General features: G+C 40.3%; 10 protein-coding genes. 8 read left to right on the top strand and 2 right to left on the bottom strand.

The window, feature by feature from the left end:
- Positions 1-111 precede the first annotated feature (111 nt).
- Positions 112-1,308 (top strand): MFS transporter, encoded by a 1,197-nt coding sequence (locus LPB68_RS09160; protein WP_068661443.1) that lies wholly within the window; start codon positions 112-114, stop codon positions 1,306-1,308.
- A 209-nt stretch (positions 1,309-1,517) separates the two neighbouring features.
- Here LPB68_RS09160 and LPB68_RS09155 read toward each other — a convergent pair whose 3' ends face one another.
- On the bottom strand, positions 1,518-1,790 hold the full coding sequence (locus LPB68_RS09155; RefSeq protein ID WP_068661442.1) for a hypothetical protein: 273 nt from the start codon (positions 1,788-1,790) through the stop codon (positions 1,518-1,520).
- Here LPB68_RS09155 and LPB68_RS09150 point away from each other — a divergent pair.
- The 3 genes from LPB68_RS09150 (at position 1,789) to LPB68_RS09140 (ending at position 10,828) form a co-directional block, all read left to right on the top strand.
- On the top strand, positions 1,789-2,085 hold the full coding sequence (locus LPB68_RS09150) for a TetR-like C-terminal domain-containing protein (protein ID WP_068661441.1): 297 nt from the start codon (positions 1,789-1,791) through the stop codon (positions 2,083-2,085). The genes LPB68_RS09155 and LPB68_RS09150 overlap by 2 nt on opposite strands.
- Before the next feature lie 4 nt (positions 2,086-2,089).
- Positions 2,090-2,938 (top strand): helix-turn-helix transcriptional regulator, encoded by an 849-nt coding sequence (locus tag LPB68_RS09145; protein ID WP_068661440.1) that lies wholly within the window; start codon positions 2,090-2,092, stop codon positions 2,936-2,938.
- Between the two features lie 306 nt (positions 2,939-3,244).
- Complete coding sequence (locus tag LPB68_RS09140; protein WP_068661439.1) at positions 3,245-10,828, top strand: pectinesterase family protein; 7,584 nt, start codon at positions 3,245-3,247, stop codon at positions 10,826-10,828.
- A gap of 348 nt (positions 10,829-11,176) precedes the next feature.
- On the opposite strand, the gene LPB68_RS09135 is transcribed toward LPB68_RS09140, so the two are convergent.
- Entirely contained in the window at positions 11,177-11,851 is a 675-nt protein-coding gene (locus tag LPB68_RS09135; protein ID WP_068661438.1) for a peptidylprolyl isomerase, read from the bottom strand.
- Between the two features lie 201 nt (positions 11,852-12,052).
- On the opposite strand from LPB68_RS09135, the gene LPB68_RS09130 reads away from it, so the two are divergent.
- From LPB68_RS09130 to LPB68_RS09115, 4 genes are all read left to right on the top strand, one after another.
- The gene (locus LPB68_RS09130) at positions 12,053-12,982 is read left to right on the top strand and encodes a hypothetical protein (protein ID WP_068661437.1); all 930 of its coding nucleotides are present in this window, start codon (positions 12,053-12,055) and stop codon (positions 12,980-12,982) included.
- A gap of 235 nt (positions 12,983-13,217) precedes the next feature.
- Entirely contained in the window at positions 13,218-14,948 is a 1,731-nt protein-coding gene (locus LPB68_RS09125) for a sensor histidine kinase (RefSeq protein WP_068661436.1), read from the top strand.
- Between the two features lie 70 nt (positions 14,949-15,018).
- On the top strand, positions 15,019-16,659 hold the full coding sequence (locus LPB68_RS09120) for a response regulator (protein WP_068661435.1): 1,641 nt from the start codon (positions 15,019-15,021) through the stop codon (positions 16,657-16,659).
- A gap of 141 nt (positions 16,660-16,800) precedes the next feature.
- Entirely contained in the window at positions 16,801-18,495 is a 1,695-nt protein-coding gene (locus tag LPB68_RS09115) for an extracellular solute-binding protein (protein WP_068661434.1), read from the top strand.
- Positions 18,496-18,561 lie beyond the last annotated feature (66 nt).

The following is an 18,561-nucleotide window of genomic DNA, read 5'->3' as shown; positions in this document are numbered from 1 at the left end:
GGGGCGTCATTCATGTTGTGCGATAAATAGTCTTGCTCAATATAGTCGTAATGAGTATTATGAGTAAGGTATGTTTAATATAAAATAGAGATAAATAGGATGGAGAGCACCATGAAGACAATACGACAGAACGCATTGATTTTCTCATTTACTTTTATGGCTTTTATTCTTGGTACGACGGAGTATATTATTGTAGGCTTACTCTCGGAAATATCCGCGAGCCTCGGAGTGACGATAGCGACAGCCGGAGGATTGGTATCTGGTTTCGCGATCTCGTATGCCATTGGCACACCCATTATGATGTCCTTGTGCAGCCGTGTTCCGAAACGGATTACGATTCTTGTATCGCTTGTATTGATTCTGCTGCTGAATTTGTGGAGTGCTATAGTTGGAACTTACGGTATGCTACTGGTGACTAGAATAGTTACTGCTGTACTATGTGGTTTTGTTCTGTCAGTAGCAATTACGGTAGCGAATGAAGCGGTTGACCCGGAGAAGAGAGGTAAAGCGATTGCTACAATTTTGAGCGGTTTCGCTGTCGCGAATGTATTTGGTGTGCCGCTGGGCACTTTTGTAGGGCAGTTTTTCACTTGGCCTGCAGCATTTGTTCTAAATGGAATATTAGCTGGAATTGCCATAGTACTAAATTATGTCTATGTTCCACGCAAACTACCGAAGCCTGTACCCAGCTCACTTAAGGATCAGATCGGACTGTTCACGAATGGACGCATTATTCTTGCATTTCTCATTCCGGTTACGGCAGTGGGAGCTGTATTTGTGATGTACACTTACATTACACCAATACTAGAGCAAGTGATGAATATACCTAAGAGCTCGGTTAGCGGCGTCCTATTAGTATATGGGGTTGCCACGATTGTCAGCAACTGGATTGGAGGCAAGATTGCGACTGGAAATGCGGTAAGTAAGCTTAGAGTGGTATTTCTTGTACAAGCTTCGGTCTATATCATCTTTAGTATGACCGCATCGATCTCGATTCTAGGAATGCTCGTACTTATTGTTCTAGCCACAATGTCGAGTATTGTGAGTGCACCCGCCCAGCTCTATTTGATTGATTTGGCCAAGAAGTCTTCACCAAAAGCGAAGGACCTTGCTGCATCGTTGAATCCAGTAGCCTCTAACTTAGGGATCGCAGGTGGATCCGCGATTGGTGGAGTGGTTGTCCAACATGGAGGATTAACCTCACTTCCTGTAGCTGCTGCCATCCTGGCGATATCGGCATGTGCGATAGCGTGTATATGCTACAAGTTGGATCATCAGCCAAGCAGCGGTTATCGGTCAGCATCATAACTTAACCTGAAGAGCAGATTATATTAAGATTTGATTATCGAAAATACAGTATACTTAACTAATCAATTTCAAATAAAGGGTCATTTCAACCTAAAAACCACTTCAATAATGAATCTAATTAAGAAGTGGTTTTTTAGGTTGTTAAAAGTGGCTATTAAGGATTTTATGCACTTATTTCTTGGTTAGTTTCAGCTGCTTTGGAAGTTCCTTTAGCGAAGGTTAAGAACATCCCTAAATGGCATCATTTCAGGCGCTAATTGTAGCAATGTCGCTCCGAAGAACATGAGTAAGATTATGATGGGTAATGCTCCAAATCCAATCCAAAAAGCTAAGCCCAGAATGAATAATCCAAAGCTTACACTTGAAATTATTAAGAATAAGGCAATGGTCATAAAGCTATCAAATTCATAGCCTAGCATCCAAATTAATATAGCACTGTACGTAGTGAGCCAGAGGGGTTGAAAAAAAGAAAGAGCACTCATGAAGGTGCTTCTGGGTCCTAATGGCGATATTTCCTTTCAAGAAAAAAACCGTCAACTCCTAATTAAAAATATGCATGAGCGTATTTTGGCACAGGTTCCGTTGGAACGATTAATCATTCCTATAGATATTCTCATCATGTACGTATCCTCAGCGCATATAGGCTTAATTCGATATTGGTTAGAGAATAATACTCAGCATACTCCGAAAGAGATGGCGACACTATTATTTCAAATTATGATCGAAGGACCCTTTAGAGCAAGTGGATTAGAAGATTTTCTTAAATGGAGGGAGTAATCCGATGGATGATCTTACAATTGAAAGTTATGATTTGCAAGATGAAACTTTTAGAATTAGATATGTAAATGAAAAAAGTTATACAGAAATGAGGAACACTCATTTCCATGATGGTTTTGAACTATATTATCTGCTAAGAGGTGAAAAGCTTTTCTTTGTCAATGATCAGTTATTTCACGCAGGAAAAGGTGATCTAGTGATTATTCATCCGTATGACGTTCATAAAACATCTAGTGTTAAAGAGACAGAAGCAGAAAGAATCGTCGTGCATTTTAAAGAAGAGTTTATCGAAAGACAGATTGGTATGGAGAGCTTCAATTTAGCTTATCTGAGAGAGTTGCCATATAAGATTCATTGTACTGTTCAAGAACAAATGCAGGTCGAAAGAATCTTAAATGAGATGCTCAAGGAATGTGAGATGAAAGAGGAGCAACATGGGCTATATATTAAGTCTTCACTTTCTATGCTCCTAATAGCGATACATAGACATGGCTTAAATGTAAACGTCGCCCAAGAAGAAATGATAAATCTTGTGGATAGAAACATGTTAAACATCGCTTCTTATATAAATACAAATTACAGTACCAAACTTTCACTCAATAGCATGGCCAATGAATTTTATATTAGTGCTAGCTATCTTAGTAGAACATTTAAGAATGTTACAGGTTTTAATATTAGCAGGTATATACAACTTGTGAGAATAAGAGAAGCACAAAAACTTCTGAAAGAAACTAATCTTAGGATCATTGATATCGCAGAATTAGTTGGTTTTACACAAATCGCTCATTTCAATAAAGTCTTTAAAAAAATCACTAATACATCACCATTAAAATATCGGAAAAATGGAAAATAGTGAAATGGAGAATTCAAAGGGCTATGCTTTTAATAATTGAAATTTCACATTTACATTGCTTATAAATGTCAAAAAATGCGAATTTTTTATACAAAGTGGGTAAAAAAGAGTAAGAATTACTTGCCAAATTTTGTTAAAATTTGAATATAGGTAATTGTAGGTAGCCTTTGATGGGCTATCCAATGTACCCTGAATCTTAAAATATAAAGGTTGGGAGTTGGTATAGTTTACAATGAAAGTTTGTTAATAGTTAGAAGATTTATTCATGTAAGCGCAACCAAAAAAATCTATACTTGGGAGGATAAAATGATAAGACTCAGAAAAATTGTAGCCATTTCCTTAATCATGCTAATGGTATTACCGTCTATGAATATAGAGGTTTTTTCAGAAGAAACTCCTAATTCTAAGTTAACAGAGCGTGTATATATAGTGAATGATGACTTTGAAAACAAAACATCAGGTACTGCTGTTGAAGAGCTTCCAGCATCAGATAACTATTTCGTACTATACGAATGGAGTAAAGATAAGACCATTAAAAGTATACCTAAAGTAGTTGTTGACCCATTGAGGGAAAAAGGTAACGTTATATCGGTTGAAGACTTAAGTGATTCAGACCCAGCGGTTGTTAAAAACATTCCTAGACAAACCAAACCGTTTACAGTAGAAATTGACTTTATGACAGAAACGTTTGGACATGCTACGAAGGTTCTTAGATTACTAAATGGAAGTGGAGTAGCTCTTGAAGTTGAATTACGAACGATTAATGGAAAGAATATTCTTGGATATTCTATACCTGGCGGACATGCAATCCTTGTTGATGATTTCCAAGTGAAAGAATGGTATAACATAAGATTGTTAGTAGATCCGCAAACTCAAGAAGCAACCCCGATTATCAATAATATTTTAAAACCAACGTATAAATGGAGATTCCTGTCTGCAGATGGGACAGCTGGGATTGATAAAGTGAAGACAAGGGCACCAGCTGGCCCAGCCATATCCGTTTACTTCGATAATATGAAAGTTTATGAAGGAATTGATGATCCGTTAGTGAACCCAGAGGCTGCACCAGCAAAAGTAGAGAATGTGACTGTTAGCACGGAAGATTTATCTACTTTCTTAAAGTGGGATGCCGTATATGGTGCTGCATCATATACAGTGACAATGGCAACAGATCCCAATGGTCCTTTTGAAGCTGTCGTTGGTGCTATTGAATCGGTATTGACCTATTCAAAGATTGATGTTGTTAAAGATGGTACTTATTATTTTAAAATCGAGGCAAATAACGCAAAAGGCTCTTCTACTTCTGACGTTGTTCATATTGAAGTGAAAGAAAACACGGATAAAATGGTTGCTTTCCCGGGAGCTGAAGGTGGAGGGAAATTCACAACGGGTGGTAGAGGACATGATGTATATACCGTTACCACATTAGAGGATTATGGCCCAGGGGAAACTCCAATTCCAGGTTCATTGAGAGACGCATTAAGTGAAAATAATCGAACGGTTATATTTGCAGTCTCAGGTACAATTAAATTGAAGAGTACGTTAAGTTCTCAACTTAAAAATGTAACGATTGCTGGACAAACAGCACCAGGGGATGGAATAACTTTAGCTCACTATGGATTAAATCTAGGTGGTTCAGAAAATGTGATCATCAGATACATGAGGTTCCGTCCCGGAATTACCAATCTGAAAGATGAGCCGGATGCAATCGACGGAGTTGATATTAAAAATTTAATTCTTGACCACGTCTCAACGAGCTGGTCTACAGATGAAACATTATCCGTCTATCGAAGTGAAAATATTACCGTACAATGGAGTATGGTAAGTGAAAGTCTAACTATGTCTGGACATGAAAAAGGAAAGCATGGGTATGGTGGTATTTTTGGCGGAAAAAACTCTACGTATCATAATAATATCATTGCCACACATACTAGTAGAAATCCGAGAATTGGTGGTTCCAATCCAGGGCAAACGACAGTAGATTTTAATAATAATGTCATTTATAACTGGGGATTTAACTCCATATATGGTGGTAACTTCTCGGATGTGAATATTGTGAATAACTATATGAAACCAGGTCCAGGAACGAAAGAGAATCAAAGAAAGACCATTGTCAATCCAGGGATCTTTGGTAGTCCAAGTTCTTGGTATGTAACTGGTAATTATATGTTTGGAGCACCAGATGTAACTACAAATAATAAACTGGGAATTGTTAGTCCGTCTGCAGATGCTACCCTTAGAACAGAACCCATTCCTTTCCCGGAGAGGAGAATGAGGGAGCTTAAACCTGCGGAAGTTGCCTATCAAGATATTCTTGGTAAAGCAGGAGCGACTCTTCCAAAGAGAGATGCAGTTGATGCTCGAATTGTAAGCGATATCATCAATGAAACAGGTAGATTTATTAACAATGAATATGAGGTAGGAGGTTATCCAGAACTTCAATCTTTACCTGCACCGACAGATAGTGATGCTGATGGTATACCAGATGCTTGGGAAACAGCACAGAGTCTTGATCCGAGTAATCCAGACAATGGTAAGGAAATTACCGCAAGTGGATATTCTAATCTTGAAGTCTATCTAAATTCACTCGTAGATATGGATCATGCTGCAGATAATCCAGTTGCGGAAATCACGAGTCCAACATTAAATTCAATCCATGAGGCGGGTAAGGACTTAGAAGTTAAGACAAATGTTTCAAGCCCTAATGGAATTGAGAAGGTCGAATTCTTTAATGGAGCGGACAAAATAGGTGAAGCGACATCTGAACCCTACACTTTCACTTGGAAGGGGTCACCAGATGGAACACACTTTGTAAACATTCTAGTTACAGATAGAAAAGGGAATCAAACACAATCAACATCAGCACCTATACACATCAATAGTCCATTAATTAGTGATGTTTGGAATTCCACGGATGTTGGGAATGTTGCAATTAAAGGGAATACGAGTGTGGATAAAGATGGTGTAATAACGGTCAAAGGTTCGGGAAGAATTACGAGTATAAATGATGCTTTCCATTTTGGTTATCGAGAGCTTAAAGGTGATGGTGAATTTGTTGCAAAGATAAATTCTGCTACACCTGTCGAGACCAATGCGATTGCAGGTATTATGATAAGATCAAGTCTTGCACCGGATGCGGCAACGGCGATATTGAGTACATCTATTATAAAGTCAGACAGAATTGAGTCTAAAACGCCATATTCAATCCATTTATCTTCTAGACTAGCTAACGGTCAGACGATCGCAACATTAAATGATGCTAGTTATCCTGACCAAACTCTGCCAAGCATATTATCTACTGACTTCCCCTACTGGTTAAAGCTAGATCGCAAAGGAAATAGTATCACAGCCTATGCATCACCAGATGGAAGTGAGTGGAAATCAGTAGGAAGCAGAAGTATTGCTCTAGGCGAAGTAGCTTACGTTGGATTTGCTGTGGAGTCGGCTAAAGATACAAGCAAAATTAACAACTATAATACAGCGGTATTTTCTGATGTAAGTACGACAATGGCACATCCAGATGATGAAGTAGAACCAGAAAAGCCGATAGAATATGAGACAATCATGGAAGATGATTTCTCAAATGCGACAACGGACACCATTTTCACACCTGAATACAAGGCATTATTAGATGATGCATCCAAACCAATGTATCTTAAAAAGAGTGGTACAGTAACTGTAGATTCTGGAAAAGTAACTCTCTCAGGCAGATTAACAATTGGAGCAAGAGATTCGGTTGATTCAACAGTTGACTATACTCCAGGTGGTGCTTTTGATTTAAGTGAACCATACAGAATGGTCATCAATATAGCAGATACTGCCCTAGACCCAAGTAATCTGGGGAGACGATTGCAAGTATTTGTTGATAATAATACATCAAATAATAATAATTCTATCCATGGAGCTGGCTCTAATGTGTTTCAGCAAACCGTTTCAACCCTCACTCCAGGGGAAATTATTATTGAATCAGAAATCGGAACGGAAGAATCATTTGTTCAATTACGTACTGAAGGAAGTTCAGTTGTTGTCATTGATAGTATTAGAATCGAACAATTGAAACAAGATGAAACGTTATATCTGGTGAATGACGACTTTGAGATCGATGCTATAGGAGAGCTACCGAAGAGTTATACGAACTCGAAGCAGGATAGCAATCACAAGGTGACAGTAGAAGCAGTACCTTCAGGTGCTGCTGGAATCGGTAACATGTCGGGTAGAGCCATGTTTATGTACGATAAGGAGTCGGGAACAGGTCAGCCAGCGACAGGCAACACCGATATGAGTAAGACATTCACTCCGCAGCTAGGAACAATCGTTGCCGAGGCGGATGTGATGATGCCATCTGAGCCGGGTGCTGCCGTGGGAACGGCAATTGTGTTCCAATTAACCAATGCGGCGAAATCCAAAGTTGCCGTTTCGATTGAGATGCGTAAGCCGAAAAAAGAGAATGGTACCGAGGAAAGTAACTATACGCTCGTCGCCAATGTCAATAGCACGTATTACAAGCTGATGGAAGCGCCGGTTAACGAGGCGGGTCAAGTTGCATGGAACAACGAGTGGATTAATCTGAAAATGGTTGCCAATCCGTCCATCGGAGATGCGGATATTTATGTGAATGATGAGTTCAAAGTGACTGTTCCGATGAAAGATCTGGCTGATATTAAATCCCAAGGGATTGGCGCTTTTCAAGCGAAGATGCCGGGGTCGGGAAGCGGTAACTTCTACTACGATAACATCAAGGTTTATATCGAACCCGTCGAGACTCCTAAGGGATTAATGGCCAGTGCGGGGGACAGCAAGGTGCAATTGGATTGGGTACCTGCGGATGGGGCGCTAAGCTATAACATCAAACGTAGCCTCATAGACGGTGGCCCATACGAAACGATTGCCAAAGGCATCAAAGAGGCTCGTTATCTCGACGAAACGCTTAGTAATGATGTGACTTACTATTATGTTGTCACTGCGGTAGGTGTGTCAGGAGAGAGCAAATCGTCTAATCAGGCAAAGGTTACGCCAACGATTCATCCAGATAAGCCAGCTGCACCACTTAACCTAGCCTCATTATCCAGAAATGAATCAGCTGATTTATCTTGGGATGCTGTAGAAGGTGCAGTTCAATATATAGTGAAGCGGGGACTGGTTGCAAACGGGCCTTTTGATAACGTCGCTACGACCAAGTTAACAACGTATCGAGATGCAGGATTAAGCAACGCTACAACCTATTATTATGTTGTAACTGCAAGTAATGTGGGTGGAGAGAGCGAGGATTCCACAGCGATCACAGCTACTCCTATCACTCCGCTCGGTACGGCAATCGATGTAACGGCAGCAGCGCGAATAGACAAGATAGAGCTCTCTTGGTTAGCAGTCGATGGAGCAACATCTTATTTGATTGAACGTGCTGCAGCGGCAGACGGTAGCTTTACTGTAGTAGCGAATCAAGACGGTGATACGAAATATGTGGATACAGCGGTTACTAACGGTACGCCTTACTTCTATAAAGTGACGGCGATGAATGGGATGACTAAGGGGCTTGCATCTAAAGTAATCGGTTCTCGTTCACTCGATTCCATCGATATACCAGTAGCGCCTGCGGTAATTGAAGCTCTGTCCGGTGGACAGGAGAAAGCTCAACTATCATGGGAAGCCGTGGATAGAGCGTCTGCATATCAAGTGAAGCGCAGTACGGTAAGTGGTAGTCATTATGAAGTTGTAGGCGAGAATTTAAATACGTTAACATTTACGGATAGTGGGTTAACGGATGGAACTACGTATTATTATGTCGTAACCGCGTTGAATGAGCATGGAGAGAGCTACGCCTCTGAACAGGTTAGCATTATTCCGGGCCCGCTAGTGGTAGTTGCCAAAGACGGATCGGGCGATTTCGATACAGTGCAAGCGGCTATCGATTCACTGCCCGACAACGTCACCGTACCGCGGACGTTATTAATTAAAGCGGGCGAGTATCGGGAGAAAATCAAGATTTCATCCGGCAAGAACAAATTGACTTTGATCGGTGAAGGACCGGAGCAGACCGTTCTCGTGTATAACGATAACGCCAACACCATCGGTCTTGAACCCGGCAGCACGGTTGGCACCTCTGGAAGCTATAGTGTACTGGTGGAAAGTGATGAATTTACAGCTCGAGATCTGACGATTCAGAATGACTCTGGCGATGATACAGGTCAGGCAGTGGCGCTGTTGATTAAGAGTGACCATGGGGTTCTGAAGAATGTACATTTACTCGGTGACCAGGATACACTCTATACTCATAGCGGACGGCAATATTATGTCGATAGTTATATTGAAGGGGATGTGGACTATATTTTCGGTGGGGCGAAGGCCGTATTCGAGAATAGTGTGCTGCACAGCAAGAGCAATGGATACATCACAGCAGCCGCAAGTGAACAAGGCCAGCCTGGATATTTAATGCTGAACAGCCGTCTAACGAAAGCGGATAGCTTGGGATTGGGTACGGTTGATTTGGGAAGACCTTGGCGTCCTTACGCTCAAGTGGTCTATATCAATACCTGGATGGATGATCATATTAAGCCTGCCGGATGGCATAATTGGAGCAATCCTGCGAATGAACTGACTGCGCGTTATGCTGAGTATAATTCCTCCGGACCGGGCGCGAAGCCAGGACAACGAATGGATTGGAGTAAGCAGTTAACGATGGATGAAGCTGAGCAATACACCGTTCAATCGATGCTGGGCGGTACGGATCAATGGGATCCGACCGAGAGATTGGTGTTGCCTGATAGCAACGCGCAAACAAGTGGGGTAGCGATTGATGGAGTAGCCTTGGCTGATTTTAACAAGAACGAGTATCACTATAAGGTAGAGCTACCAGAAGGCTCGTCGATTCCGGTGGTAACGGCGGATCAAGAAACTATTGCTGCCTCTGTGCAAGTGATCCAGGCTGAAGCTCTGCCAGGTTCGGCAACGATAGAAGTTACTGCCGTAGATGGTACAGTTCGCAAGTATATTGTCGAATTTACCAGCCAAGCTACAGGAGATGTCACGGCTCCGATTTGGACCGATGCGAAATTAGCTGCATCCGATATAACCAGCGAAGGGGTAACTCTCTCCTGGACAGGTGCAAGCGATGATACTGATGTAACATCCTATCTCGTATATATGGATGGTCAGTTGTTAGATACAGTAACTGCAGAGAGTTACCAAGTAACTGGATTGAATCCTGAGACTTCCTATCTGTTTAGAGTAGAAGCAGGCGATGCAGCAGGGAACTGGAGTTCAGAGGGGCCTAGTCTGCAAGTGACAACCTTAGGTAAAGAAGGCCCTGTGCAAGGTATACCAGCCAAATCGGTATTGTCGAGTGATAATGGCCATGATACCGGATTATTGGACGGTGATTACACTATAACGATGAACTTGTGGTGGGGTGAGAATGGCGATAAGTACGAATTGTATGAGAATGACATTCTCATCGATACGCAGCAGCTTACCATGAATTCACCTCAGGCTCAATTAGCGAAGACGGTAATTATAGGACGGGTAAATGGAGCCTATGCATACACTGCGAAACTCATTAATAAGCAAGGAGCAACAACAAGCGATCCGCTCACAGTTCAGGTCAAGGATGCCGATCCTGCCAAGCCGGTATTATCCCATGACAACTGGGATGGCGATGGAAATTATGTCATAACAATGAATAAGTGGTGGGGTACGAATGCAAAGGTATACAGATTGTACGAAAATGGCATTCTGATCGATACTCAAACATTGACGCCCAATACATCACTCGCACAATCTGCTTTAACGCAAATCTCTGATCGAGAAGCCAGCAACTATGAGTATATTGTGGAACTGGAGAATGACGCAGGTGTAACCAAGAGTGAGGCGATTGTCGTTAATGTAACGAAATAATGAAATAACAAACTAACCGGATGGCCTATGATACATAGGTACATCCGGTTTGATGGGGAACTGGAAAAGTAAAAAAAAGGGCTTACGCCCTTTAATGAAAACCCAGTTCTCCACTCTACTAAGCAAGTAATTATAGAGTCCACAGGGATGTGTTCAGTTGTAAAACCTACATATAATCTAAAGAGATAAGGGAGGTTCTAGATGTACTGATGACGATGTTATTGAGCTGACCCTAAAATTTATGCAATGCTCAACCAGTTAATTCTGAAACTGCAAGTTGTGAACTCTGTAATTTGCGAAGACTGCATATATATTGTGATTTTTATTGTGATGATGCATTAGAGTAACTTACTTCTCTGTAATCTTAATCTCTTTAATCTGGACTGTTTCTGTTGGTGAGCTCATCTCTCCAGAAGCACCTACTTCAACAGGGGTAGCTGCGATTGCTTGTACTACATCCATACCATTCGTTACCTTACCGAAGATGGTGTAGTTAGGCTGACTGTTAAGTGACGCACTATCTGCTCCGGTACAAATAAAGAACTGGCTACCATTCGTATTGGATCCCGCGTTAGCCATGGCTACAATCCCAGGTTCATACTGATAAGTTGTCTTCTCATCTTCGAATTTATATCCGGGACCACCTCGACCTGAACCTTCAGGGTCACCCGTCTGAATCATAAAGGATTCAATAATACGGTGGAAAATAACATCATCGTAAAAACCTTGTTTAGCTAAAAATACAAAGTTATTAACTGTGATAGGTGCATCTTTTGCAAATAATTCAATCGTAAATGTTCCTTTGGAAGTCGTCATTTCGGCCTCATAGGATTTCGTAATATCGATCTCCATTGCTGGAGGGTTGTCCCAGCTCAACGTTGTTGCCTGTTCCGCAGGCGCTTGCTCCGTTGGTTGGCTAGTAGTGGTGTCCCCACTTTTTGCATTGTTGTTGCCACAACCAGCTAGTAACAGCACAGCCAACATCATCGTGGCTAGAGGCATAATTACATTTTTTTTATTCATAATTACTTGTCCCACTCCTTTATACAAATCTTGTTATATCATATCCATATTTCATTTAAAAATCTAGTTTTCGCATCATTTGCTTCATTATGCTTTCAGATATTGAAACTAATGAATGAGCTGAAACGTTATATGAATAACGAATGGTTAACCATTATTTAACTTAGAATTATGCATTTATTTTTAGATTGGGGGATGCTAATGTTTCAGGATTTGAATGCACGATTGGCTCACGTTAAGGAGCAAGGACGAAAGCATGAGAAGTGGGAAAAGAGACTTGAGGATCTAGAATTTGATAGAAATAAGAAGAAGGTTGAGTTAGAGCAGTGGGGTCGGCATCTTAATGAAGAAGAGCAAGATGTAGAGAAGTTGACGGGTATGAGTTTGTCTAACCTCATCTACACAATAATCGGTAAGAAAGAAGAGAAGTTGGAGCAAGAGCAGCTCGAACTACTTGAAGTTAAAGTGAAATATGATGAAGCTCTACGCACAATGAAGGACATAGATACCCAAATACAACATGTTCAACAAGAACTCTCAACATTTAGCGGTTGGAGAACTGAATATGACGAAATTATGCAGATTAAGGAAGAACAAATGTTGCGAGGCAATCGAAAACTTATGGAATTGATGAACCAACAAGCGGATCTGTCAATGACATTGAAGGAGATCAATGAAGCCAACCAAGCAGGTATGTCAGTAGTAGAGAGTTTGGATCGAGCTGTGGATGCCCTTAAGACGGCTAGCAATTGGGGAACCTATGATATGCTTGGAGGGGGAATGATATCCACTCATTTGAAGCATAGCAATATTGATAAGGCGATGGAGTATGTGCATGAAGCTCAACGTGATCTAGGTGCTTTTGTAAGAGAATTGAGGGATGTTGAAATGAACTTATCTATTGAGATAGATATTGGGGAATTTCTTGAATTTGCAGATTATTTCTTCGATGGATTTATCTCTGATTGGATGGTTCAAGGCAGAATAAATGAGACTTTATCACAAGTGGAAGACAAGATGGATACCGTTAAAGAGCTACTTAGTCGATTGGATCAGCAGTATGTCTCAGTGGAATCGGAACTAAATTCTACGACACGTCAATATACGTTAATCATAGAACAAGCGGAATAGAAGAACATAGAGTTACAGAATAGAAGTAAGTCCAATAGCAGCACATCCGCGTATGGATGTTGCTGCTATTTATATGTGGTAATGAAGATATATTAAGAAGGGAATTTAGGGTTATTCGTTTCAATAACAGCAGAAATGTTTCATCTATGGTCTTTCAGAATGTTACGTTTGCCCTTACAATAGTAGGATAATATTAATAGGACTATTTTACCAATTTACAGGGTGGGAATATTACATGCCTAAGTATAACTTTTTCAAAAAAATAATATTAATGATTCTAATGATGTTAATCCCAATAGTAGGATTGTATTTTTATTCAAATCAGACGACAACAGATGTCCTAAAATCAGAATTGAATAAATCCAATGAGAGTCAGTTAACATTCTTTCAGAGTCAAGTGAATATGAACTTTGATCTGTTATCTATATTACCTAATCAATTGATCCATGATCCTGATATATCTAGTTTTCGTGATATCTATTTGAATGAGCCTTATTTGAATCTCGACGCCATTACGCTTGTAAAGCGAATACAGGAGAAATTAAGTCTTCAGCAAAGTTCTTTAAATTGGAAGAGTGAATTATTCATCTATTCACCATCATTAAGTCGTGTTGTATCACTGAATGATGTCAAATCCTATAACGATGCTGATTTAAAACAAATGATATCTCCCGGTTGGCAAGTTACTCCACAAGGTGAAGGTAATGAAGAAACCTTTCAATTCTCAATGTTTACAGTATCTCCTTATTCAGCCTTCTTAGATCCGCAAGATGCTAATCTTATCATTGAGATTAGGTTCAACAGTAGGAGCCTTGAGGAAATGCTCGATAAATTTAAGAGTGACGGTCGCCGGGATCCATTCTATTACAGGAAGGATCTGGGTGTGATTTATAATCATACTTCTGATCGAAATTTAGTAGCACAACTCATTCAAGAACTGGAGGAGTCAGACTTACAACAGGATAGAGTGCATCGACGTGTGGAACTTAGCGGTGAAAGTTATATGGTTAATATTGTATTGTCGGAGACAACGGGGTGGTATTTGATTGATTATATGCCGTTATCTGAAATTATGCATCCGATCGAGCAGTCAAATCTATTATTCTATATAGCGATTGGGGCCTTGCTCTTGATGAGTTCTGTTTCATCCTACATGTTATATGCACAGGTTCAGGTGCCTATGATGAAGCTTGTTCACAGCTTCCAACTTCTGAAGAATGGGGATTATTCAGTTCGTATGGTTCCGCGAGGAAATAGTGAATTTAGTTTCGTATTTACTAGATTCAACTCCATGGTAGCCCAGATTCAAGAGCTTTTTGAGAAAGTGTATTTGGAAAAGATCCATGTGCGTGAAGCGAGATTGAAGCAGTTACAATCACAGATAAACCCGCATTTCTTCTACAATTGTTTCTCTTTTATTTCTAGTATGGCTAAACTCAAGAACTACCATGCTGTCGTGGCCATGTCTCAGAACCTATCTAATTATTATCGATATACGACTCGTCAGGAACGGGAAGTAGTTCCGTTAACGGAGGAAATAGCTTTTGTAACCAATTATTTAGAAATACAGAAGATGAGAATGAGTCGTCTCGATTACAGTGTTGATCTGCCCCCCGAGATGCTTAAACAACTGGATATTCCTTCACTTATTATTCAACCTTTGGTTGAGAATGCTGTTATTCATGGGATTGAATCGAATGCCGGACCTGGTCTAGTGCGAATCACGGGGCAGATGGATGAACAAGGCATAACTTTGATCGTAGAAGATAATGGGAAAGGGATGAAGGAGCGCGAGCTTCTGTCACTACAATATAAACTTACACGACCTGTTGAGGGGGAGATGGGTTATGGACTTTGGAATATTCAACAAAGAATGCAACTTAGGTATGGGGAAGGCTCAGGATTGACATTATGTGATTCAGAGTTAGGTGGACTGAAAGCTATATTATTCTGGAAATTCGTATGAATCGGGGTTTCTAATAAATCGCATGATGATCGCAAGTGATTACAAGTAGTAGATGGAGGTTAGTAGAATCATGATTGAATTATTATTAGTGGATGATGAGTCATATGTAACCGAGAGTATAGCGCAGACTATCCAGTGGAGTGAAATGGGAATTAGTAAGGTATATCAAGCGAGTTCTGCAGCGGAAGCATTGCAAGTGCTGGAAGAGCAATCGATCGACATCGTCGTAACGGATATTCGCATGCCTGAAATGGATGGGTTACAGTTGATCGAACTTGTTGCAGAAAGATGGGAGAACACGCGGTGTATTTTACTTACAGGTGATACAGACTTTCAATATGCGAAGAAAGCCATTCAATTACAAGCTTTTGATTATATATTAAAACCTGTTAATGATGATGAATTTGTGTCAATTATTTCGAATGCAGTAGAATTGCTGCAGGATGAATGGGAACAGGCTGAGAGATACCAGCAATTGCTCTATGACCGTAAGTCTGACTTTACAGTGTTGAAGGCGAATTTAATGCATGATCTACTCCTTGGGCGTACGCTATCAACTAAGATCATTCGAGATAAATGTAACCAATATGAAATACCGCTCCGAGTAGACGAGTCAGCTATGATGATGCTTATTCCTTTACCGAAGACATTTGCTTCAATGGACCATCATTCCATTTCACTTATGGAGTATGCCATTGGCAATATTGCGGAGGAAGTATTCTCTGAGGATTATCATATATGGCACAGTAAATCCCCTCATGACTGTCTGATTATCATGGCAACACTAAAAACTTCATTGGAACATACTTCAGAAATAAATAGGAATGTGAGAGAACATCATAGAGAACAACTAACAAAACTAGTCCAAATTTTACAGAGAAATGTTAGTAATTATTTAAAAGGTGATATTTCAATTGTATTGACAGAGTGGTTCGAGTTCCCAGTGGGGATAGCTGCGGCATACCGAGCGGGATTAAGTGCTATTTTTAAGACTGAGACTCAAGGCTCTGATCGTCTTCTATTTATAGAGGATCTTACTCAAGGTAGAGAGTCTGTTATTAAAGCTATTGAGATGTTATACAAGCCACCGACGCTCATTCATTTGTTGGAATCGAAACAATGGGAATCCGCTCAGGACAAAATAGACAGTGTATTCCGTGATATGGAACGAGTATCTTATATGCGGGAGCATTTGTATGAGGTCTTCTTGTCTATAACCAATGCCTTCTTATATATTGCACATAAGCATGGTGTGTTCATGCATCAAATTGATCATTCTGGATTCGACTTATTCATAGATCAGAGGATTATTCATTCTTTAGATACACTGAAAAGCTGGTCAACCGAGATGATGGATAAGCTAAAAAGAGAATTATATACAAACGATGAATATACGAATAGTTATATTATCAAACAAGTTCATGAAATCGTAGACAATCATTTGGGACAGGACACATCAGTTAAGTCGATTGCAGATAAAGTATTCCTGCATCCAGTGTATCTATCGAAGATTTATAAGACGGAGACAGGGGAAAGCTTGAGTGATTATATGATTCGGAAACGGATGGAGCGTGCACTATATTTATTGAAGAATAGTAATATGAAGATTTATGAGATTACGAGTGAACTCGGGTATCAGAACCCACAATATTTCAGCAAAATGTTTAAAAAATACTATGGAGTGACACCTCATGAATATCGTGAACATTAATTTCAAGCATTAAATTAGCTTAAATAGGTTGTTAAAGGTGCAGAAATCTTAAGTTCGTGACATAGGATGAAGGCCTATTGCCCTTTATAATTAAAGTTGTAGTTAATTAACTTTCATTAAGAAATATAAGGGGGATGAAGGATGAAGGCCTTCTCAAGGAAAGGGTTGTTATCGGTATGCCTATTGATGGTAGTAGCCATTGTAGCGGGATGTTCTGGTAATAAGAATGAGGGAAGTCAAGTTACGGACAAGAACCAACCAGCTACGAGTGAAACCGCAAATATTGAAAACGCATACAAAGATAAATACGATACACCTGTGACGATCACGACTGTGTGGGGTGTAGATCCGGAACTTAAATTTAAGAATGGCGAGACGATTGAGAACAATGTAGCAACCCAATGGGCGAAAGATACACTTGGTATTGAGATTAGATCTCTGTGGTCTGTAACAGATACCAATGGTGCATTTGCCACAAAAATGAGACTTGCGATGTCATCTGGGCAGGAAATGCCTGATGTTGTTACGATTGGTGATGCACAACTTGCTCAAGACTTGATAGATTCAGGAATGTTTAGGGAAGTAGGGTCACTTTTTGACCAATACGCTTCTGATGCTTGGAAGCAAGCGGTTGAGATTGACAATCATGTGTGGGACACATACATTCGCAATGGTGAAAAGATGGGAATTCCAGTATTAGATTACGCATATAACCATGATTATTTACTTTGGATTCGTCACGATTGGTTGGAAAAATTAGGATTAGAAGCGCCTAAGACGTTAGATGAATTAGAGATCGTGATGGAGGCATTTAAGAATAACAATCCAGATGGTCTTGCACCTGATGAAGTCGTACCGCTTAGTATTGGCTTCAAAAATTCATGGAACTCATGGATGGCTGATCCATCTTGGGTATTCGGAGCATATGGAACTATTCCACAACAATGGAATGTTGGTACGGATGGGAAGCTGGAGTACGGTTCTATTAACTCTGGTAGCAAACAGGCGTTACAGAAGATTAACGAATGGTTCACCAAAGGGTATATTCCTAAGGAAGCAGCGTTGTGGGATGAGAATAAGGCCTCAGAACCTGCTGTTGCAGGGAAAGCGGGAATTATACCAGGTCCTTACTGGATGAGTGGTTGGCCATTGTCAGATACAGTGAAGAATGTGGAAGGTGCGGTATGGAAGCCGATTGCTATTCCTACCGGTCCAGATGGTAAAGCGGGACGGCATGGTACGCATTTCACGAATGGTGTTGTGTTAATTAATAAGGATATGAAGAATCCAGAAGCGTTATTCACTTATCAGAACTATATGTTTAACAATTTAGCTAATCCTGAAGTAGGTAGTGAATTTGATAATGGTCTATTTAAAGGGTATGACTATGATGTTGATGCCAGTGGAAAGGTACTACACTTGGACGATATTCCAGGTGGTTATGTAAACAGTATACGTTATCTGCTTGTTCGCGACGGAGCACGTATCCCTGATGCTCAGATGAAGGCACTATTGAATCTAGCTAACGGCCAAGAAGCTAAGACCAAACTTGAACTTGAAGTGAAGAATAATTATGGAGCAGAGACTCCAGCGGCTGCTAAAGTATTATTAGAGCAAGATAGTATTTCAATGAAGAATATGTTCACGGGTCCAACAACAACTACGATGAAATCGAAGATGGATTATTTGAACAAAATCGAAAGCCAAGCCTTTAACGAAATTATATATGGAGAAAAATCGGTAGATTCTTTTGATCAATTTGTAGAAACATGGAAGAGCTCTGGTGGTGACCAAATCACTCAAGAAGTTAATGACTGGTATGACACAGTCAAATAAATAGATTGAATGAGCATCCCAGGCCATGAAATTGTGGTTCTGGGATGTTTAATAAGACTTGAAATT

The organism is Paenibacillus crassostreae (assembly GCF_001857945.1).
Lineage (GTDB): Bacteria > Bacillota > Bacilli > Paenibacillales > Paenibacillaceae > Paenibacillus_AQ > Paenibacillus_AQ crassostreae.
The sequence above is the reverse complement of the archived record's forward strand: the minus strand, read 5'-3'. Positions and strand labels throughout refer to the sequence as shown.